This is a genomic window from Emticicia sp. CRIBPO (genome assembly GCF_009905725.1).
Lineage (GTDB): Bacteria > Bacteroidota > Bacteroidia > Cytophagales > Spirosomataceae > Leadbetterella.
The window spans coordinates 126,936-147,779 of sequence record NZ_JAAAKV010000005.1 but is presented as its reverse complement, the minus strand read 5'-3'; the positions used below and the strand labels follow the sequence as shown (position 1 = coordinate 147,779).

16 protein-coding genes are annotated in these 20,844 nt (G+C 42.5%); 10 read left to right on the top strand and 6 right to left on the bottom strand.

All coding sequences use genetic code 11. The annotated features are described in order from the left end of the window. Positions 1-176: 176 nt before the first annotated feature. From GVN16_RS11770 to GVN16_RS11755, 4 genes are all read left to right on the top strand, one after another. Entirely contained in the window at positions 177-806 is a 630-nt protein-coding gene (locus GVN16_RS11770; protein WP_166564099.1) for a hypothetical protein, read from the top strand. Between the two features lie 116 nt (positions 807-922). Next, complete coding sequence (locus tag GVN16_RS11765; protein ID WP_166564098.1) at positions 923-2,041, top strand: XdhC family protein; 1,119 nt, start codon at positions 923-925, stop codon at positions 2,039-2,041. 23 nt (positions 2,042-2,064) lie between these two features. Continuing rightward, positions 2,065-3,252: a molybdopterin molybdotransferase MoeA gene (locus tag GVN16_RS11760; RefSeq protein WP_166564097.1), complete on the top strand. Its 1,188-nt coding sequence runs from the start codon at positions 2,065-2,067 to the stop codon at positions 3,250-3,252. Between the two features lie 13 nt (positions 3,253-3,265). Continuing rightward, positions 3,266-3,835: a hypothetical protein gene (locus tag GVN16_RS11755; RefSeq protein ID WP_166564096.1), complete on the top strand. Its 570-nt coding sequence runs from the start codon at positions 3,266-3,268 to the stop codon at positions 3,833-3,835. 75 nt (positions 3,836-3,910) lie between these two features. On the opposite strand, the gene gcvT is transcribed toward GVN16_RS11755, so the two are convergent. Then, a complete protein-coding gene (gene gcvT / locus GVN16_RS11750) occupies positions 3,911-5,005 on the bottom strand; it encodes a glycine cleavage system aminomethyltransferase GcvT (protein ID WP_166564095.1) in 1,095 nt (364 codons plus the stop codon). A 220-nt stretch (positions 5,006-5,225) separates the two neighbouring features. Between gcvT and GVN16_RS11745 the strand changes: the two genes are divergently transcribed. Continuing rightward, positions 5,226-6,137, top strand: coding sequence for a YEATS-associated helix-containing protein (locus tag GVN16_RS11745; protein ID WP_166564094.1), 912 nt, complete (start codon positions 5,226-5,228; stop codon positions 6,135-6,137). 54 nt (positions 6,138-6,191) lie between these two features. Here GVN16_RS11745 and GVN16_RS11740 read toward each other — a convergent pair whose 3' ends face one another. Continuing rightward, on the bottom strand, positions 6,192-6,725 hold the full coding sequence (locus GVN16_RS11740; RefSeq protein WP_166564093.1) for an META domain-containing protein: 534 nt from the start codon (positions 6,723-6,725) through the stop codon (positions 6,192-6,194). 85 nt (positions 6,726-6,810) lie between these two features. Continuing rightward, positions 6,811-7,320: a hypothetical protein gene (locus GVN16_RS11735; RefSeq protein ID WP_166564092.1), complete on the bottom strand. Its 510-nt coding sequence runs from the start codon at positions 7,318-7,320 to the stop codon at positions 6,811-6,813. 193 nt (positions 7,321-7,513) lie between these two features. Here GVN16_RS11735 and GVN16_RS11730 point away from each other — a divergent pair, with 193 nt between their 5' ends. Continuing rightward, positions 7,514-9,793 (top strand): FUSC family membrane protein, encoded by a 2,280-nt coding sequence (locus GVN16_RS11730; protein WP_166564091.1) that lies wholly within the window; start codon positions 7,514-7,516, stop codon positions 9,791-9,793. Between the two features lie 4 nt (positions 9,794-9,797). Here GVN16_RS11730 and GVN16_RS11725 read toward each other — a convergent pair whose 3' ends face one another. Further along, a complete protein-coding gene (locus GVN16_RS11725; RefSeq protein WP_166564090.1) occupies positions 9,798-11,174 on the bottom strand; it encodes a glycoside hydrolase family 30 beta sandwich domain-containing protein in 1,377 nt (458 codons plus the stop codon). A 9-nt stretch (positions 11,175-11,183) separates the two neighbouring features. Then, positions 11,184-12,650: an ATP-binding cassette domain-containing protein gene (locus GVN16_RS11720; RefSeq protein ID WP_166564089.1), complete on the bottom strand. Its 1,467-nt coding sequence runs from the start codon at positions 12,648-12,650 to the stop codon at positions 11,184-11,186. Between the two features lie 198 nt (positions 12,651-12,848). Between GVN16_RS11720 and GVN16_RS11715 the strand changes: the two genes are divergently transcribed. The 3 genes from GVN16_RS11715 (at position 12,849) to GVN16_RS11705 (ending at position 18,687) form a co-directional block, all read left to right on the top strand. Then, positions 12,849-14,606: a hypothetical protein gene (locus GVN16_RS11715; RefSeq protein ID WP_166564088.1), complete on the top strand. Its 1,758-nt coding sequence runs from the start codon at positions 12,849-12,851 to the stop codon at positions 14,604-14,606. 177 nt (positions 14,607-14,783) lie between these two features. After that, positions 14,784-16,040 (top strand): Ca2+-dependent phosphoinositide-specific phospholipase C, encoded by a 1,257-nt coding sequence (locus GVN16_RS11710; protein WP_166564087.1) that lies wholly within the window; start codon positions 14,784-14,786, stop codon positions 16,038-16,040. Positions 16,041-16,176: 136 nt separating this feature from the next. Further along, the gene (locus GVN16_RS11705) at positions 16,177-18,687 is read left to right on the top strand and encodes a M14 family metallopeptidase (protein ID WP_166564086.1); all 2,511 of its coding nucleotides are present in this window, start codon (positions 16,177-16,179) and stop codon (positions 18,685-18,687) included. A gap of 120 nt (positions 18,688-18,807) precedes the next feature. Here the strand turns inward: GVN16_RS11705 and GVN16_RS11700 are convergent, their stop codons facing one another. After that, positions 18,808-19,791, bottom strand: coding sequence for a phytanoyl-CoA dioxygenase family protein (locus tag GVN16_RS11700; RefSeq protein ID WP_166564085.1), 984 nt, complete (start codon positions 19,789-19,791; stop codon positions 18,808-18,810). A gap of 147 nt (positions 19,792-19,938) precedes the next feature. Between GVN16_RS11700 and GVN16_RS11695 the strand changes: the two genes are divergently transcribed. Continuing rightward, positions 19,939-20,793 (top strand): AraC family transcriptional regulator, encoded by an 855-nt coding sequence (locus GVN16_RS11695; protein ID WP_166564084.1) that lies wholly within the window; start codon positions 19,939-19,941, stop codon positions 20,791-20,793. The last annotated feature ends 51 nt before the right edge of the window (positions 20,794-20,844 follow it).

The window sequence follows — 20,844 nt, the reverse complement described above, 5'->3', positions numbered from 1 at the left end:
ATTAATAACTTGTAAATAATCCCCCTGATCTAAAATAAATTTACGTAATTATAGTTTAATATATGTTATAAGACTCAGGTGCTTTCCTTTCTTCCGTTTGATGAATAAATTGCAGGTGAAACAGGGAAGAGGAGGCCTGGTTCTTAAAATTTTCTCTGACTCAAACATACATTGTCATGAACAAATCAATAAATTTTATCTTAGGGCTGGCCTTTGTTTTGGTCATAGTGACTTCTTGCAGTGTTCACAAGCCTTTTATGTCCGACGGAGCAGCACAAATCCTTGCCAAACATCATAGGATTGCTATTCTTCCATTTTACGTCAGCATCAGCGAAGACTACAAAAAGACGCAATTCGGCAACCGCTCAAAAGGACAGGAATACTGGACTGAGCAGGAAAGACTGGCGGGAATTGATCTTCAAAAGAATACTTTCCTCCGGTTGACCAAAAAAATCAACAAAGGGAAGTTTGACTTTACCATACAGGATTTTATCACCACCAATAAAACCCTTGAAAAAGAAGGTATAAGGTTTTCTCAGCTAAGGTCATTTGAAAAAGGAACACTTGCCCGTATCCTGGGTGTGGATGCTGTCATCTGGGGAGAATCCGAAATGGATTACTCTACTTTCAAAATGCCTATGAACAATGGCATCACTACTACTTTTAAAATATTTGATGCCGAAACCCGGGAAATGGTCTGGTCAAACCAATCTTTCCAATCTATCAGCAACAGGATGGATACACCGCAGTACCTGGCCAACCGCTCTGCTGACAATCTGATCGGGACATTGCCTTATAAAAAATGAGTTTGTTAATCTGAAGTCTTTTATACTGCCCCGGGAAATTTCTTCCGGGGCTTTTTCTTGTATATACCTTCCGGAATTACCATAAACTCCTTATTTTTGATTTCTAAAGAATATCTATGAAGGAAATAAAAGCCATTTTAAAAGCCTATGATGATTTTGAGCCGTCAGGCATTAAAGCTGCCCTGGCTACGGTGGTCAGAGTTGAGGGCTCTTCTTACCGGAGGGTCGGTGCCCGGATGTTTGTGCTGGAAAATGGACTTTTCTTTGGAGGAATAAGTGGAGGGTGCCTTGAAGGTGATGCCCTCAAGCGAGCAAGATACGCCATTGCCAAATCAGAGCCCAGCCTGGTAACTTATGACACCTCGGAAGATGACTCACACCAGATAGGTGTGGGCTTAGGCTGCAATGGCATTATTGATGTACTATTTTCTCCGCTCGACAGGGATGACCCGGATAACCCCGTTGAAGTTCTCAAAAAGTGTATTGAAGGGGAACGGAAAACCAATATTTTACTGACGGTCACGTCCCTTCAGGGATTTTCAGGGGATTTTTCACAGGGTCAGACTTTTAAATATGTAGATAGAAGCAGTCTTGATATTTTCAACCAACCCGTCCTTGCAGACATGGTCTCTGAACGGGTTGAACACTACAAGATCCTGGGTAAGTCCCTTCCCAAAGCGTTTGAGCCAGTCGAAAATCAGAAAATAGAATTTTTTATAGAGATTCTGCCGCCTGAAACCCACCTGATTTTAATGGGAGGCCAATATGATATCCTGCCGCTGACAAAACTGGCAAGGGAGCTTGGTTTTAAAACTACTGTCGTAGCCAATCCCCTGAAAATAAACAAAGAAATACACCAGACTGCCAATGCCGTAATTACTCCAGATCAGTCAGAAAGCTTACTGACCGATGCTTACACGGCCATTATCCTGATGTCTCACGACCTGAAAACAGACCGGCAAAACCTGAAGCTAGTCCTGCAGACAGAGGTACCCTTTATCGGAATGCTGGGTCCCAGGGTGCGTGCAGAAAGGATCTTCAAAGAACTTTCAGAAGAAGGTTTCTCCATCACCCTGAAAGACATGGAGCGGATTCATGCTCCCGTTGGACTGGACATCGGGGCAGTAAGTCCTGAAGAAATTGCCTTGTCGATTCTTGCAGAAATCAGGGCGGATTTTTCAAAACGTGACGGCTCTTATCTCCGGCTTCGCCCATTGTCTATTCATGAAAGATAATCCATTTTAAAAAATTTATACTTATGGTTTCAGTAGATGAGGCTACCCGCATAGTGCTGGAAAACACACCGGATTCCGGCCCGGAAACAATATCCATTGAAAAAGCGACCGGTCGTGTGTTGCTTAAAGCCATCGTTGCAGATCGTGATTTACCCCCTTTTAACAGGGTAACCATGGATGGAATTGCGATACGCTGGGAGGACTACCAAAATGGCATCAGGAAATTCAATATTAAAGGCATTCAGTTTGCCGGAGCCTCTCCGCTTGACCTTGAAGCAGAAGCAGACTGTATCGAGATCATGACCGGGGCCGTGTTGAGCAGCACCGCTGATTGTATCGTCAGGTATGAAGACCTGCTCATTAGCGGAACTATTGCTGAAGTCACAGTGCCTTGTAAAAAAGGTCAGAATATACATTTCAAAGGCTCCGACGCCAAAGCCGGTCAGGTTCTTGTCGAAGAAAATACCTGTCTCAGACCAGCCGAAATAGCCGTAGCGGCGAGTGTCGGAGCAACTGCACTGACTGTTCGCAAACTACCCAGAATAGTCATTATTTCATCCGGGGATGAAATTGTTGAGATTGACAAAGATCCCCTTCCTTCTGAAATCAGGAATTCAAATGCCTATTGTATTGCCTCTCTTTTGGCACAGCACGGCATAGTGGCCGGCAAGCTTCATATCAAAGACGATAAAGACGCTTCAGTCACTCAGATAAAAGCGGCTTTGCTTGAGTATGACGTCATCCTGCTTTGCGGCGGTGTGTCCAAAGGCAAAAAAGACTTTATACCTCAGGCTCTTGAGGATGCGGGTGTCGAGAAGCTCTTTCACCAGGTTAACCAAAGGCCCGGAAAACCTTTTTGGTTCGGAAAACGCAAAAACACCGTTGTTTTTGCCCTTCCAGGTAACCCCGTCTCCACTTTCTTTTGTGCCAGAAGGTACCTGATCCCCTGGTTGAAAAAAACGCTTCATCAGAACCCTGAAGATCATTCATGGGCTGTTTTATCAGAAGATTACACTTTTAATCCGACACTGAGCTATTTTCTGCAGGTTAAAATATCAGAAGACAAGGCCTGCCGCGTAGCCCTTCCCATCACCGGAGGAGGCTCAGGTGATTTTGTCAACATGGTGAGTACTGATGGCTTTCTGGAGCTTCCTTCAAAGGACGAATCTCTCTATAAAAAAGGAGAAGTTTTTAAATTCTGGAATTTTTAAGACAAATAACAACATGAAAATCTTTTCGCATTCATTTCTGGTGCTCATCTCCTGTTTTTGCCTCACTGCACACGCCCAGTCAGGTGCAGAATTGTTCTGGAGTAAGCTGAAACTTCATTGCGGAAATGCCTATGAAGGAATTATTACTGAAGGAGCTGACAACCCTGCCTTTAAAGACAAAAAGCTGATCATGCACGTGAAGTCTTGCGAACAGGACAGGATCAGGATACCTTTCTTTGTCGGAGAAAATAAATCAAGGACCTGGGTTTTAAAATACGAGAATCAAAGAATTCTGCTGAAGCATGATCATCGTCACGAAGACGGGTCAGAAGACAAAGTAACGCAGTATGGTGGATGGACGACGAATGACGGCCTGCCGGAAATCCAGGTTTTCCCTGCAGACCAGGAAACAGCCGTTCTGATCCCATTAGCAGCCACTAACGTCTGGTGGATGACAATCAACAACGACTTCTTTACCTACAACCTCAAAAGAATCGGCACCGACAGATTGTTTACCGTAAAGTTTGACCTCGCAAAACCCTTGCCTGAAAAACCGGCATCTCCGTGGGGATGGAAAGATTAATGTCATCATTTACCTTATTCTAAAAAGGCCTTGCAGAAAATAATCTGCAAGGCCTTTTTAAATCTCTATTTGTTATTACACACCGGGTTTTACGAAAGGCGGCTTTACAACCTGTGCTTTAATCAGTTTGTCTCTTACTTTAACAAAAACTTCCGTCCCGTTTTTGGCATTGGCTAATGTCACATATCCCAGGGCTATTCCTTTCTGGAGGCTCGGAGACATCGTTCCCGAGGTAATTTCCCCTATTTTTTCTCCCTCTGCATTACAAATCTCATAATGACTGCGGGGAATCCCTCTGTCGATCATTTCGATTCCCACCAGTTTATTTTTTAAGCCCCCTTGTTTCTGAGCCAGTAAATCTTGGCTATTTATGAACGATTTAGTGAATTTAGTCACCCAGCCCAATCCGGCTTCCAAAGGAGAGGTCTCATCGGTAATATCGTTGCCATATAGACAATAACCCATCTCTAATCTCAATGTATCCCTGGCTCCGAGGCCGATAGGCTTGATATCAAACTCAGCCCCTGCTTCGAAAATCTTCGTCCAGACTTCTTCAGCTGCTGCATTCGGTACATACAATTCAAACCCTCCCGCTCCGGTGTATCCGGTGGCAGAAATAATAATATCATCAACTCCCGCCAGTGTGCCTTTTGTGAAAGTATAGTAATCCAGGGCTTCAATCGGCGAATCCGTTAGTTTCTTAAGCGTGTCCAAAGCCTTTGGACCCTGAACAGCGAACAGGCAAAAGTCATCTGACACATTTTGCATTTCCACACCTTCGGCATTATGGCTCTGGATCCAGTTCCAGTCTTTTTCAATGTTCGAAGCATTGACCACAAGGAAATACTCTTCATCAGCCATTTTATAAACCAGCAAATCATCCACCACGCCTCCGGTCGCATTCGGAAGGTAGCTGTACTGAACTTTCCCGTCGAACAAAACAGAAGCATCATTGGCTGATACTTTCTGAATCAGATCAAGGGATTTAGGTCCTTTCACATAAAACTCACCCATGTGGGAAACATCAAAAACACCAACGCCCTCACGCACGCATTTGTGTTCTTCAATGTCCGATGAATATCTGACAGGCATGACATATCCTGCGAAAGGCACCATTTTACCACCGATTTTTTCGTGGAGATCGTTCAGGGGGATTTGCTTTAATTCCATATTATAAGGTTAACACAGACCTGGTCTGCAGTATGATGAATGTTTTTGCAAAGGTAATCCCGGAAAGAGATATTACGAGTGGCAGGAGGATAATTTTTAAAATGTAAACCGCTATACGGGAAAAATACGGTCGCAGAACGGGGCTTTTTCACATAAAACAGGTTGTCACAAAAAGTCAATTTTGTATAAAATATTCCCTGATTTTAAATCCCTGTTAATTATGTCACCAGATACACTCATAATTCCGAAAGATTCTCTTGATAAGCTTCTTGCTGCTTATGAGAAAGTTGCTGCTACTCCTTTACCAAAAGAAACATTTGACTGGCCGGTTTTTGGTACCATTCTTCTTATGATTATTTTGTCCGGTCTTTTAGGTGGATTTGTCAATTATCATTACGGTAAATCTAACAAAGTGCCCGACGATGATTCCCCCTCGCTGAAAAACTCCATTTTCATGGGTTTGGGAGCGGCGTTGCTGGTTCCCGTTTTTCTGGCTATTACCCAAAGTAATATTTTTGACGGACTGCTCAAAAATAATGTAAAAGACCATATCCTTTTCATCAGCTTCTGTGTCCTGGCAGGAATCAGCTCTACCCGGTTTATCAGTTCTGTTTCTGATACTATCCTCAAAAAGGTTGATGAAGCAAAGGAAAAAGCAAAGGAAGCCAATGAAAAGGCCAATGCAGTAGCGAAAGCAACCCAGCAAATGAATCCTTTTCCCAACAAAACAGTAACGGATAAAAATGTTTCTATCTATAAATCCTCCGTTGATCCGGATACCCCTGACATCGATCATAACAAAGGCCGGTTCGGAGGAAGCAGGGAGGCAGACGGATTCATCATCTCTGTAGATTCTCGTCCTGTAAAAGGTCTTGAAGATTGGTATAAACTGATTTATACTGTTAAAGCCAAAGATTCTGATAAAAAACTGACAGGCGGAGTGAAGTTCTATCTCCACAATACATTTAAGCCACAAGTTGAAATCATTGAGGCCATAAACGGGGTCGCAAGACTTGAAAAAATTGCCTGGGGAGCATTTACTATCGGGGCAGAAATTCTTAATACAGGAACAAAACTCGAACTTGACCTGGGAGATGAACCCGATCTTCCGGATGATTTTAAACGACGCTAACGCAAAAAAGGCCCTGGCAGATAATTCCGCCAGGGCCTCTTCTGTTTATTTTTCTTACTTACCCTTCTCAAATATCAGGTAAGTACCCCCATCTCTTGAAGGGGTATTATCTTTCTTTAATCTTCCCAGATGCAACACCGGGCCGTTTTCTCCTTCTACCAGTTGAAAATCAACAGCGTCACCTAAAAGCGTATAGTATCTTGTTTCACAATTCATCATGGCTTCCGGACCTGCCATTTTAGTCCCTCCTATCGCTCCCATTTTGATGGTTCCTTTTTTGGTTATCTTATCAAAAGATTGGATAGCGTATGAACCAAAAAACTGATTGACTGCCGACTGACCGTTCAGTATAAATGATTTCGAGTCATTTTCTGTAGCGGTGGTGGTAATGTTCAATGTCATTTGCCTCGGATCTTTGGCTTCCCAGCCGCATGGCGTATCAATGACGTCTCCCAGAAAAACACTTTTCAATACCCATTCACCACTTAATGAAACGGCATCCGCTTTTAAAGATTCTGCCTCCACAGTAGTACATGAATCTATCTTTAAAAATTGCACTAAAAATAAAACCAGGGCTATTCTTATCATTTCGAATTTTATTTAATATCCCTTAGACTCTGTTTCAGACAAAAAGGTTGTATTCCACAAATTTAAAGATAAGATTTATTTTCTCTCATTTCATATTCCGGCAAACTTTAACCGACTCCTCAAAACGCACGACCATCTGCTTAACGAGGGTTTCATCGGCTGTATGCAGGGTAAAGTTCGTTTTTCCGTCCTTGTCATCATCCTTAATATTGAATGAGCCTCCTATGGAATTTTCACGTCCGAAATCCAGCTTCACTTTCATTTTGTCAGCCGGGACGTTCAGGTTCAATTCATAATTTCCGTTTTTCTCCCTGGCATAAGTAACTCCCTTCACATCTTTTAAAAGCCACGAAAGCCTCATGCCGAAATCAAAATCCTTGTCTTTGGCATCAATGTCCATGTTCATCTGGCAACCTTTGAAGTTGAACGTGGGAAAACTTTCCTTTTGATTTACCTTCAGTTTTTTGTTTTCATCTTTCACCAGGTTGTTTAACTGGCCGCTCAGCCATTGGGTGTTTTTTTCAAGGGTTTGTGACATAGTAACTTTTGCTGTCAGCAAAATACAGATAAGTAACAGATAGCTGGTCTTTTTCATAATGATCAATGTTTAAATGATTTGTTAACAGTGAGATGCAAACATTTGTCGATTCGTTGCATCAGCGTTCAGCTTCTCCTTATGATTTTTGCGGACGATGATTTGCGTTTGTTTGCTCTCTGTCAAAAAAGGGTCTCAAATTTGCTATTTAAAGCTTATTGTTTAATTTTTGTGCAGCCATTTCTACAAGCATATGATTGACCGCCAAGCCATAAAACGTTTTTTTGAAAGCTCTGAATTTTTCAAAGGCTTTATCCTCACTTTTGCTATCGTTTTGCCGGTTTATCTTGGCTTTTACATGGATCAGTCGCAATTGGGTCTGACCATCGCCCTGGGTGTTATTTTCTCCTCTTCTCCGGATGTTCAGGGTACTATCAGGCACAAAATGTATGGTATAGGATTTGCGATTGTTTTAAGTGTCGTTGTCACGATACTGATGACTATTGCGTCCAATTATTCTCCCTGGTTACTGGTTCCGGTACTAGGTATTCTTGTCTTCTTTATCTCTTATATTTCTGTATTTGGTTTCAGGGCCTCCCTGGTTTCCTTTTCCGGACTATCTGCTGTAGTTCTGAGTTTTGCACATCCTGTTTCAGGTATGGAGATTTTACATCATGCCGGACTGATCGGCCTGGGTGGAATATGGTATCTCGTCCTCTCCTTTGTCTTTAATATTTTTATCCATAAAAAAACGACAGAACTTCTTCTGGCCGATTGCATTGAACTTACCGCCGACTATCTGGCTACCCGGGGAGAATTCGCCGTTGAAAAAGCAGACAAAGACACGCTTCAAAAAAAGATGTTCACGCTCCAAACCGACATCAATGAAAAACTGGAGACCCTTCGCGAAATCCTGATGAGCGACCGCCAGAAATCGGGACATTCCAATTACCAGAGAAAACAATTATTGATTTTTATAGAACTGGTTGACATGCTTGAACTGGCCATTGCCAACACGGACAACCTTTACAAAATTGACGAGATTTTTCATGGCCATGAAGAGAAAATAGAACCCTACAAAAAAATCAACAGCGAGATGGCCGACAGGATGAAAAAGATCTCTGAAGCCATCAGGAACAACAAGCCGCTCAAATTCAAAAATCATCTCGAGACTTTGCTCAAAAGAGCACAGGAAAACATTGAAGTTTATGTAAAGGAAGTAGGCCTGCCAAAGGCCCGTAAGGGTTCATTGATCTTAAGAAACCTGTACGACTACGAGGAAAAGCAGGTACAAAAAGTAACCATAATAGAGCGTATCCTCAATAACCTCAACGAGGGGCTTCAATCTGAGAATAAAGAAAGGGCCAGGTTTATTACCCACCAGGATTACGATTTTAAAACTTTCCGTGAAAACTTCAGCATTAAGTCCCCCAGCTATAAACATTCGCTGCGATTGACGCTTACCATTATTTTAGGTTTCCTGATCGGCAAGGCCTTGGATCTTGAAAATTTCTACTGGATATTACTGACTATTGTGGTCATTATGCGGCCTAGCTACGGCCTGACCAAAGAGCGGACAAAGCACAGAATTGCCGGGACTTTCATCGGGGCGGCGATTGCGGTTTCCATCATTTTTCTGACGCAGAATACAATGGTATACAGTATCCTGGCTATTGCTTCCCTGCTTCTTTCGTTCTCGTTCCTGCAAAAGAACTACAAGGCCGCTGCAATGTTCATTACCCTGAGCATTATCTTTCTTTATTCAATTTTGGTACAGAATGCTCTCGAACTGGTCAAATACCGGGTTATTGACACCTTTATCGGGGCTACTCTTTCCTATTTTGCCAATCTTCTCTTCTGGCCCTCGTGGCAGTTTCTTAACATCCGGAAAGACATGGTGGAAGCCATCGAAGCCAATAGCTTGTACCTGATCGAAATCGACCGGTATTATCATAACAAAGAAACACTGGAAACCTCTTACAAGTTATCCAGAAAACAGGCATTTCTGGCGATAGGAAACCTGAATGCTGCCTTTCAAAGGATGACACAAGAACCTAAGTCAAAACAAAAGGAGTTGTCTTATGTGTATGAGATCGTAACGCTCAACAATACTTTTCTTTCAGCAGCAGCCTCTTTAGGAACATTTATGCGAGCCCATAAAACCACCAAAGCGTCCCGTCACTTTGAGGTTTTTATTTCAGGAACAAATGATAACCTGATCAATGCCATGGAAATGCTGAACTATGAAGAAATTACAGAAACCAACCGTAAAGAAGAATTAGTCAAGGCCGAGGAATATCTTGAAAACAAATTTAAGGAACTTGTCAAAATCAGGGATAAGGAAATTGAAGACGGTATACATTCCATCAGCCACGAAATGAGACTGAACCTGCAGGAAGCCAGGATGATCACTGATCAGCTTCGCCTGTTACTTTCTCTTTCTTCAAGTCTGAAAAATGCGGTCAACTCTTATATCAAAATTCACGGAAAACGGTTTCCGTCTCCGGAAATCAACAACGACGGAAAGGCTTAAGTGATTATTTCCAGACGACCGTTGCTACAGCTCCTGCTTCCAGCGATAGTTTATTGTTTCTGTTCTTATCGGAAATGATAAAATCCTGTGTTTCATTTTTTGAATTCATCAGGATCATGGCCTTTCTACCATCCGGCCTCAACACCACCACGTTGGGAAAATCAGCACTTTCATTTGATTTGATACGTACAGAGCCCGGTGGTATCCACTGTGAGGCATGTGCAATGACAAAATAAGCAACATTGGGATTGTGTCCGTTCTCGTCAATCGTGATGGCCCCAAGACATTTATCGCAGCCTCCCTCTGTGTGCGGTCTCATCTCCTTATCATTCGCCAGGTTCCATTCCATCGCCACCTTACTCCAGTTGCGTAACGACCCTATGATTACGTTTCTGATGTGCCACTGAAGATCACCCCCGAACTGTCCTTCCGAAGAAGTCCACTGTTCGGTAAAGTAAATATTCTTATCAGGAAAAGCATTATGAACCTTCGACAAAGCAGAGATCTCTCCGGCATATAAATGGAAAGCCGATCCTTCAATGTATGGATTGGCCTTCTTATTCTTTAAAATTTCTATCGGATACTCCGGATGATCGCAATTATGGTCAAACAGGATAATTTTCGTTTTTATTCCTGCTTTTCTGAATGCCGGTCCAAGATAGTTGGCAATAAAATCACTTTGTTCGGCAGCCGTCATCAGCAAACTTGGATTGTTGTGGGGATTCTCCGGTTCATTCTGAGGCGTCAGTGCGTGTATCGTCAGGCCGAGGGTTTTCATGGCCCTGACATATTTTACCAGATAAGCAGCATAAGTGCCATAGTGTGATTTTAAAAGACTTCCTCCGATATAAGAGCCGTTATCTTTCATCCAGACCGGAGGCGACCAGGGGGTTGCCAACAACTTAATCTTCGGATTGATTTTTACAATTTCCTGTAATAACGGAATCAGGTCCGTTTTGTCATGACTCAGATTAAAAATATCCTTTTGCTTTTCCTGGTAAGTAAACGGAAAAGCACTCAGGTCTGATGCTCCCACACTTATCCGCAGCCATTGCAAGCCAATTCCTTCTTTTTCTGAAAACAGCTCTTTCAAAAGACTTTTCCTTTGAGATTCCGTTAATTTCTGTCTGATCAGATAAGCACTCCCTCCTGTCAATGTATAACCAAACCCCTCTACAGTCTGGTATTTTATTTTTTCATCCACATTGATCGTGAAAGCTTTCTGTTCGTCAAAATCGTGTTCAATTTCAGGATTATGCGTAAGAAGACTTTTTCTGTCCGGCGTCGTAACGTAGTAATCAAACTCAGGGGCATTCTGACAATACACCTTAATAATGGGTAAAACAACCAACAGGAAAAGAACAGACAGCTTTTTCATCATCTTATATTTTTAAATCGATTTTCCCTCTGATAAATTAATCCTCCTGGTTACGCAGGCCGGAATTTCGTCTTCATAGTGCGTAACATAAACCAGTGTCTTATTAAGCCCGAGAATGATCTGGTTCAGCAATTCCCTGAAGTACACCATCTGATTATAATCAAGTCCCTGACAAGGCTCATCGAGCAAAAGTAGAGGTGGGTTTTTCACCAAAGCCCTGGCCAGGAAAACCTGTCTCTGCTGACCTGAAGACAAATGGATCAATCTTCTGTTTTCAAACTTCCGGAGGTTGATTAACTCCATATAAGTTTTAACGGTGTCCATTTGCTCGTCGGTAAGTTTCTTAAAAAGGCCTGCCGAGTCAAACAATCCGGATGCCACCACTTTCCACACTTCTATAGTCCTGTTAAAATAAAGGTGCAATTCGGGAGAAATAAATCCTATTTTCTTTTTTATGTCCCAGATACTTTCACCTGTTCCCCTCTTCCGGTCAAACAAAACAAAATCATTCTGATAACATTGTGGGTTATCTCCGGTGATGAGGCTGAGCAATGTACTTTTGCCGGAACCATTTGGCCCCATCAATGCCCAGCGTTCTCCTTTTTTCACTTCCCAGTCTACACTGTCCAGCACCCGCTTGCCACTGTAAGTAACCGTGGCTTTGTTAAATTTGATGGCTGTTTCAAAGTCTTCGTTCTTATTGCCGGCAATTGAATGAAACCCTTCAGGAATTTTTAATCCCGAAACATTGCTTTTATTTTCTTCTATTCTAAACGGCTTTATATGACTTGCTTTTATTTTCCCTTCTTCCAGTTCCAATATATGATCAATGCTATCCGGCAAGTCCTGCATATTCAGAGCTATAATGACCTGGATACCTTTAGTGCTGAATTCATCCAGAATTTCTTTAAGCAGCCTCCTGCTTTCTTTGTCGAGGCCTGTAAAAGGATTATCAAGAACCAGTATGTCCGGTTTCTTCAGCAAAGAGATGGTGAGGAGCGTTCTCCTCGTTTCACCATTAGACAAGGACGTGATTTTCCTTTGTAACAGATGGTCAATCCTCAGATGGCGGCTGACTTCAATCACCCAGTCGTTTTCATAAAGCGGCGGGGCCAGTTCTACAGAGTTTTCATTGACCGTCCAGATCGGCTTTACCCTGCCCTGCAGGATTTCTTCCACCGTCGGGCCGATTTCCGAATCATAGGAATTATAACGTTGCTGATAATATTGATAGGCCGCCCCTACTATTTTATGAAAACTGTAATCTCTCGGAACAAGCTCAATCCGCTTGTCTTTGTCCCTGCTTATTTTTCCTTTCAGCGGAAATACCTTGCCTGCAATGGTGTCGATCAGCGTACTTTTACCGGAACCGCTTTCCCCGATAATTGCCCAGTTTTCCCCCCGAGCAACCTGCCAGTTAATTTCTGATAATATAAGATGGTCGTTTTTTGAAATAGAGACGTGGTCAAAAGAGAGCATTGCCAACAATTGTTAAGTTTCGTAAAATGTAAAAATGAAACTATTTTATGAAATGAGAAAAGCATACCGCATTAATTTTAATACTGCTCGATAACTTTATCCCGGGATCGCCCGCATCAGCCCCCTGAAGCTCTTGGATAATTAAAAGGATTTTTAAATATTGGTTATTAAGTTAACACAATTAACCTTATCCATGAAATGAAGCCTTCTTTAACTTTTCTTTTATTGCTGTTTATTCCGGTTAACATCCACGCACAGGATCCACTCATTAAACCGCTCCTGGAAAGCTGGAAAATGACCGATACTTCACAGACTCATAAAGCCCAGGTCATTTATGATCATCTGAGTCGCCATAAAAACGAACAGGAATATCTCCGGGTTTTGTCAAAAATGAATAAATACCTGAGAGAAAAGCCGGATAAAAGAGTAGAAGCCCGGCTTATCGAATACATGACGCTCGGAGCCATGGAGTTTGGCTATAAAAGAGCTCTTTACATAAAGCCAATGCAAAAGGCTATAAAAATTGCGACGGCTTTGGAGGACAAACAACTCCTGGCAGAGATATACAGCCTCTATGCTGAGTTGTTCAGCTATAATGATTATAACTACGTTTTGTATAATATCAAAGCCATAGAACTTCAAAAACAGACAGGCTTCTCTCATTTCCCGTATGTTCATAACCGCTTTTTCAGCGTAAGCAGTGCTTTGTACCGGTCAAAAGACTACAGACAAAGTATTGCCTATGGGAAGGCGTGCCTTAAATTTAAAAATACAGACCTCCTGCATTGGGATGCCCGGGTATATATTTTTCAGCTCGATATTCTCGGGGCGGCATATAAAAAAACGGGAGCTTATGACAGTTGCCGTTATTACTATCAACAGATACTTGATACCCTGTCTGCAAAACCGGACCCTGATGCCAGGGTACAAAAACTTTGGATGGGTATTGCAAAAGGCAACATCGGTCATTCATTAGCCTTGCAGGGAAAATATGAAGACGCGATCCCATTGATTAAAGAATACCTGGAAAACAGTCTTTTTTTTGGAGACCCTCTCAATATCAGCCTTGCTGAACAGGCCCTGGCCTTTGTTTACTTTAAAAAGAAAGATTTTCCCAAAGCCATTAATTTGTGGAAAAAAGCACACTTATCGTTTAAAGAATTCGGCTTGTGGGACAATTGCATGGAGGTATGTAAGAGTCTTGGAGATGCCTATCGCTTGAAGAGAGATCATAAAATGGCATTTTACTACTATGACCTTTACCATCAGCATAAAGACTCTCTTAACATCTTACTGTACAACAACAGGTTGTCTGCCCTGAAAGCTAAAATAGCCTTTGACGACCTTCTTATCTCGCTTGATCAGAAGGAAATAAAACTTGCCAGAGAAAGAAAGATCAGGAATAGCATCATTGCAGGATTTCTGCTGCTGATACCTGTGAGCTTTTTTTTGAACAGAAATTATCGCCTGAGAGAAAAACGTAAACAAAGCCTCATAAAAGTCCGGCAGGAAATGGCGGAAGCTGAGGCAAAAAAAGCAAGAGAAAAAATTACAGCAGTGACAAACCACCTGATGGAAAAGGATTCACAACTTAAATGGATGGAAAACCAGATAAATACCGCCAGATGCCGTCAGCAGATTGCGAGAGAAGGTTTGCTGAAGTTCAATTTACTCACAGACGAAAGCTGGGAACAATTCCGTCTTGATTTTTCAAAGGCTTATCCCGACTATCTTTACACTTTACACCAGTTGCATTTGCAAATTACGCCTGCTGAAGAACGTCTGGCAACATTGATCTACCTGGGACTCAATGACCATGAAATTTCCTGTCGCCTCGGCATCAGCAAGGAAAGCGTAGGCCGCAGCAAACGTCGCTTTAAGCATCATCTTAACATTCCGGAAGCCACGTCTCTGGCACAATACCTCAAAGAGTTAAGCGAAAAAACAACAAAATAAAGCCATGCTCCATTTGCTGATTTAATTGTCCGTTTTTTGTCCTACCCGGTAGCTTGCGTTTTCTTTTTCCAAACAACATATTCGCTGATGATAAGCCCGGATTTGCGGTTTCATAAAACCGGCCGGGATATTAACACTTTTTAAATCAGCTGATTCAACCTTTAAACATGACAAAAAATGCAGCCATCAGAAAATGATCCGACCTACAGCCAGATTGCCTTTAAGGCATCTCACAATTCTTATGAAAGAGACGAAAGTACCGCTGAACAGCTTACCTTTAACTCTCAAAAACCGTATAACGGTGGGTGTCTGGGTCTTGAATTCGACATCTGGAGAAAAACTTCCCCATATGAAAACGGTGTTAAAATTGACGAAAATTTTTTCAGGGTATTTCACAGCTCCCCTCATGTATGGCCTCCGCTGGGAGAAACGTTGAAACATTACCTCGACAGGCTCAGGGATTGGCACAATGGTAATAGCCAGCACGAAGTCATTCTGATCTCACTTGACATAAAAAGCTCAGAAGATGGCTACGATGATTTTCATAAGGAAATTGACACTTACCTGAAAGTCTATTTTGATGAATCCTGGATATTAAAGCCTAAGGATATTTTTGCTTTGAATAATTCCACCATTTCGGCCGGAGATACCCTTTGCGGAGAAGTGGTAAAAAACGGGTGGCCTACCATGAGTCACATGAAAGGAAAATTTATTTTCTGCCTCAGCGGAAATAAGGGCTGGAAAACTGAGTATACCATGCACGACCTGCTTACCGAACGTTTTTGCTTCAGCGATTCGGACAAACCGGATGATGACAAATCAGTGGCTCCACCGGAAAGCGGCAATTTTGTTTTCTTTAATTTTCATATATTCCATGATCACAGGGGCGTGTGGATGAATACCGTCCCTCCTTTTACAAATAAAAATCTTATTGTCAGAACGTATGATGTAGACTCAGAAGATAACTGGAGGTCTTGTCTGCAAGCCAACGTGAGTGCCATTTCAACTAACAAGATCAGCCATCACAGCTGGGCCAAGGTGTCGGACACCCATGTTTACAAACTAAAAAACGGGAAGCCGGATAAACGGTTTATTAAAAATCTGGGCAATAACGAGTACCGGACTGACAGGGCCACACACATGAGTGATACCTTTAAAAACCCCGAATGCGTTTTTATTTTTGAGCACCAGGAAAACAATGTATATGCATTCAGAAATGCCAAAAACAACGAGTATCTTCAATGCAACATTACGAATATGTCACCCACCAACAACGGCAATTGCCAACGATGGGAGCTGATCCCCACCGGCGGGGCTGATGAGTTTTATATCAAAAATAAGGAAAACGGAAAATATCTGACGAAACGGGCCTCCAAACTTCACGATGGCACCCCCGGAAGCAATGAAAAACACCTGATCAGGTCAATTACCTGAGCAATTTAAATGCTCCGAAGGTCCTTTTCATGGTTTTGTCATGAAAAGGACTTTTAATTTTAGGTGTTTTAATGATTATCATTTAATTTCCCCTTTTGATTAATCATTTATTCTGACCTAAATTTCAACAAACCAGATGAAGCTTAAACATTTACTTCTTTCTTTTTTACTCGTCTTTTCATGGGGTACTTTCGCCCAGTCCGGGCTCGATTATTATCTCCCCAAAAATGTGACCTATAACCAGAAAATTCCTACTCCGAGGCAGTTCCTTGGCTACGACGTCGGTGAAATGCATGCCAGCCCTTACGAAATAAATGCTTATTGGAAGGAAGTAGCCAGATTAAGCGACCGCTTTAAAATAGAGCCCTATGGCAAAACCTTTGAAAACCGTGAATTATTGTTTGTCACAATCAGTTCTCCGGCCAACCTTTCGAAAATTGATCAACTTAAAGACGATCATAAAAAACTGACAGATCCATCAAAGTCCGGCAGCCTGAAAATTAAAGATATGCCTGTCGTGGTCTGGCTAGGATACTCTGTTCATGGCAATGAAGCCAGCGGCACCAACTCTTCGCTGCTAACAGCCTATTACCTGGCGGCAGCTGAAGGAAAACAAATTGATTCTTTGCTTAATGAATCGGTGATTGTTATCGATCCTTGTATCAACCCGGATGGTGGTACGCGTTTCTCTTCGTGGGTAAACCAAAACAGGAGTTCGGCCCTGGTATCTGACGCCAACAGCCGTGAGTTTAAAGAAACCTGGCCTGGCGGAAGAACGAACCATTACTGGTTTGACCTTAACCGTGACTGGCTGTATCAGCAGCTTCCGGAAAGCCGTGGCAGGCTTGTCAAGTTTTACGAATGGCAGCCGAACATCCTGACAGATCACCATGAAATGGGAAGCAATTCTTCTTTCTTTTTCCAGCCGGGCGTGCCTTCAAGGACTCACCCGATGACTCCGCAGAGTAACATTAACCTGACCGAAAAAATCGGCAAATATCATGCTGCTGCCCTGGACAAAATCGGCTCGCAGTATTTTACCCAGGAGAGCTATGATGACTTTTATTATGGCAAGGGCTCAACCCTCCCTGACGTGAATGGGTCTATAGGTATTTTATTTGAACAGGCTTCTTCAAGAGGTCATCTGCAGGAAACCGTCAACGGCCCGTTGAGTTTTCCGTTCACGATCAGGAATCAGTTTACCTGTACCTTGTCAACCCTGAGAGCAGGTAAAGACATGCGGGAAGAATTACTGACCCACCTTCGTGATTTTTATGCCGAAAAACCAAAGGATGATGTAAAGGCTTATGTGTTTGGTGGCGGTAATGATAGGGTGAGAGTGTGGGAAACCGTTAATATTTTAAGAAGAAATCAGATTGAAGTTTATAAGTTGGGTAAGAATGAAAAGGTGAATAACACAGATTTCGAGAAAGAAACCTCCTATGTTGTGCCTTTGTCTCAGCCAAAACACAGGTTAATTACCTCGATGTTTGAAAAAAGGACGACTTTCAAGGACAGTGCCTTTTATGATGTATCGGCATGGACGGTGCCTTTGTGTATGAACATTCCATTCTCAGAATCAAAGGTTTCCTTAAGTTTGGGAGATAAAGTTCAGGAAAATCTTTTTCCTGAAGGTACTGTCCTAGGAAAATCTACTTATGGTTACCTGTTCGAATGGGACGGATATTATGTTTCACGTGCCGCATACGAACTACTGAGCAAGGGTTTTGTATTAAAATATGCTACTGAACCCTTTTCAGCGGTAGTAAATGGTCAGGAAAAGAAATTCGGCTATGGAACCGTTCAGATCATTTGCAAGGGCAATGATCCGGCAGCTTTACTTGAAACATTAGCTAAAAGAGACGGAATAACGTTTTATGCCCAAACCACAGGACTCACCCCATCCGGAATCGACTTCGGAAGTGAGAAATTCAGGGTGATGGATGTTCCTGTAGCTTTAATGATCACAGGTGACGGGGTAGATTATAATGATGCGGGAGAGGTCTGGCACCTGCTGGATCAGAGGGTTAATTATCCTTTAGCTTTCGCCGACATTTCCCAGGTTAACAGAATGAATCTTAGCAAATACACGCATATTATCCTGAACAATGGCAGATATGGTGACTTGTCTGATGATGCTATCAGGAACTATGTTCAGAGGGGCGGGGTGCTTATTGCTCTGGGAGAAGGTGCTGTATGGGCATCTCAGAAGAAAATCAGTTCTGTGGGCATCAAACCTGGCGTGTCGAACAATGGTAATGAGAAACGTCCTTATGTATTAAAGAATGTTTATGATGGTGCCCTGGAAACTGCGGGTACCATCTTCGAAACGAAAATTGACATTTCACATCCTTTGTGTTACGGATACAAACAGGATTTCCTACCAGTGTTTAAAGTGAATAACATTGCTTTTGAAGATACCAAGAATCCTTATGATACGCCGCTGATGTTTACTTCAAATCCTTTGATTGCAGGCTATGTTCATCCGAAAAACTACGAAAGATTTAAGAATACGCCAACGGCAGTTGCTCAAAGATCGGGGGCTGGGAAAGTCATTAGTTTCTCGGACAATCCGAATTTCAGAGCTTTCTGGTATGGTACCAATAAGCTGTTTTTGAATGCCTTATTTTTTGGAAAAGGGATATGATTTAAGATATCCTTGTTCGTCATAATCTTTCATTCCCGGAAAAAGGAGAATGGAAAAAGAAAAAACGGCCGGCCTGTGAAAACAAGCGGGCCGTTTTTTTATATCTGACTTTACGATATTTTACCAATTCTCCAGGCCCAGAAGCTTTTTGCCAAGGTCTGATAATTCCGCAGTTTCGTACCTGGTTTTTTCCCATTCACGTGGGTCTCCGGGAAACGCATATCCTTCAGGGGCTAACCTGTTTTTCCAGGAATTTACTCTCCAGTTTCTCAAAGCTTCATTGTCTTCTTCCGCCGGCATCATCGAAATATACTGAGCTATCCTCACTTTATTTTCTGAGGTATTCGGGCGGATACCATGCGGGGTGGTGCTGTTAAAAATCAGGAGGTCTCCGGCCTCCAGTTTCACTTTTTCGATTTTTCCTTCAAACGCACTCACATCCGGTTTGAATCTGTCCCTGTCTTCGGGTTGAGTGAGTTTCCACGTATCGTAATTTCTGTAGAGTTCCGGTATACACTGGAAACCGCCCATGTTGACATCCGTCTGGTCAGCGAGAGCTAACACACCCTGCACATTTTGCGGACGGGTTTCGGGGTCATAGTCCCAGTGAATAAATCCTTTAAATATGTGACCGGGACACATCGGGAAATTCAGGTTGGCCCGGTCTATGGTTACCCAGAGCTTTTCAGTGCCCCAGATATCTACAAAGGCATCATAAAGCCTCGGGCTCTGGCGGTTGTTCCAAAGGTGCTGGTTGTTGTACACCTCCACCATGCCGCTTCCGGTCAGCTCTTTCATCTGCATCTCTTTTTGCGGTGCCGCATACCAGGTCTCGGGATCGTCCGGGTTCTTTTCTTCAAACTCCCACAAAAAAGCAGCTGTTTCTGCAGCTTGTTCTTTTGACACTGCATTTTTGACGATGACATATCCGTTTTCAATCCAGAACTTCCAGTCTTCCTCCGATAAAACCCTCAACGGCTTCCCGTTTGACCTGTCATTTAAGCTGATTTTACTGGTAGTAGAGGTAGAAGGGTTTCCGGGAATGTCCTTGTGATTCTGATTAGGAATCATCGTTGGAGCCATGGTTTGAACTGTATTTTCCATAATGGGTGATATTTAATGTTGAAATAATGATACAAAGTTGTAGCAAATTATATCTCCTCACTACCTCGATAGTGCTCTGAATTTGAACAATATTGATATTTATTATCCGATATTTTATCATATTTGTAAATATGAATCCTTTTGTACATGAAAATACAGTTAGAACGCATTGATCCCGGCGAATCAAGCTCTTTTAACCTGCTGGTCAATCCCAGGTTAAGCAACCTGTTTTACTGGCACTTTCACCCGGAACTTGAACTGGTTTATATTGAAGCGGACAGTGGTCCTTGTCATGTGGGGGAATTTATCTCCAGGTATGACGGAAGCGATATGGCGTTTATCGGCTCAAATATTCCTCACCTCAATTTTGACTACGGGGTGAAATCGGATTATCTGCACCTGGTGCTTCAGATCAAATCCGACTTTCTCCATCACGCCTTACCGGAAACACCCGAGCTGATACAAATTTCCGACCTTTTTGAAAGGTCAAAATACGGCATCCGTTTCGGGCAGGATGCCAAAAACAAAGTGTCCGGGTTAATAAAGGGTCTTGAAAGTAAAGATGCGTTCGGAAGGTTTATTGATGTGCTGAAGATTCTGCAGGTACTTTCTGAAACGAGCGACTTTCAGTATCTTCACAGCAAGCCTGTAGAAAACCAATACCACAAAAGAGAAAGAGAGAGGTTAAAGCGGGTGTATGTCTACATTGATGAAAACTATATGAATTCTGTTGAACTGGAATATGTGGCGGAGATGTGTCATCTTTCGAAAGCTGCTTTTTGCCGGTACTTCAAGAAAATGACCAAGCTTACTTTTATTGAGTTCCTTAACCACTACAGGGTAAGCCAGGCCCAGCGATTACTGATGACCGATAAGAATGTAACGGAGGCCAGTCTGGAATCCGGGTTCATGAGCCTCTCCTATTTTAACAGGACTTTCAGGAAAATAACGGGAGAAAACCCGCTTGCATTCAAAAACCGGCACAATGGACAGAAGGCATAAGTTTCGGAAAACTTATAAAGGAATATAGTTATACGAATTTTTAACCCCGCA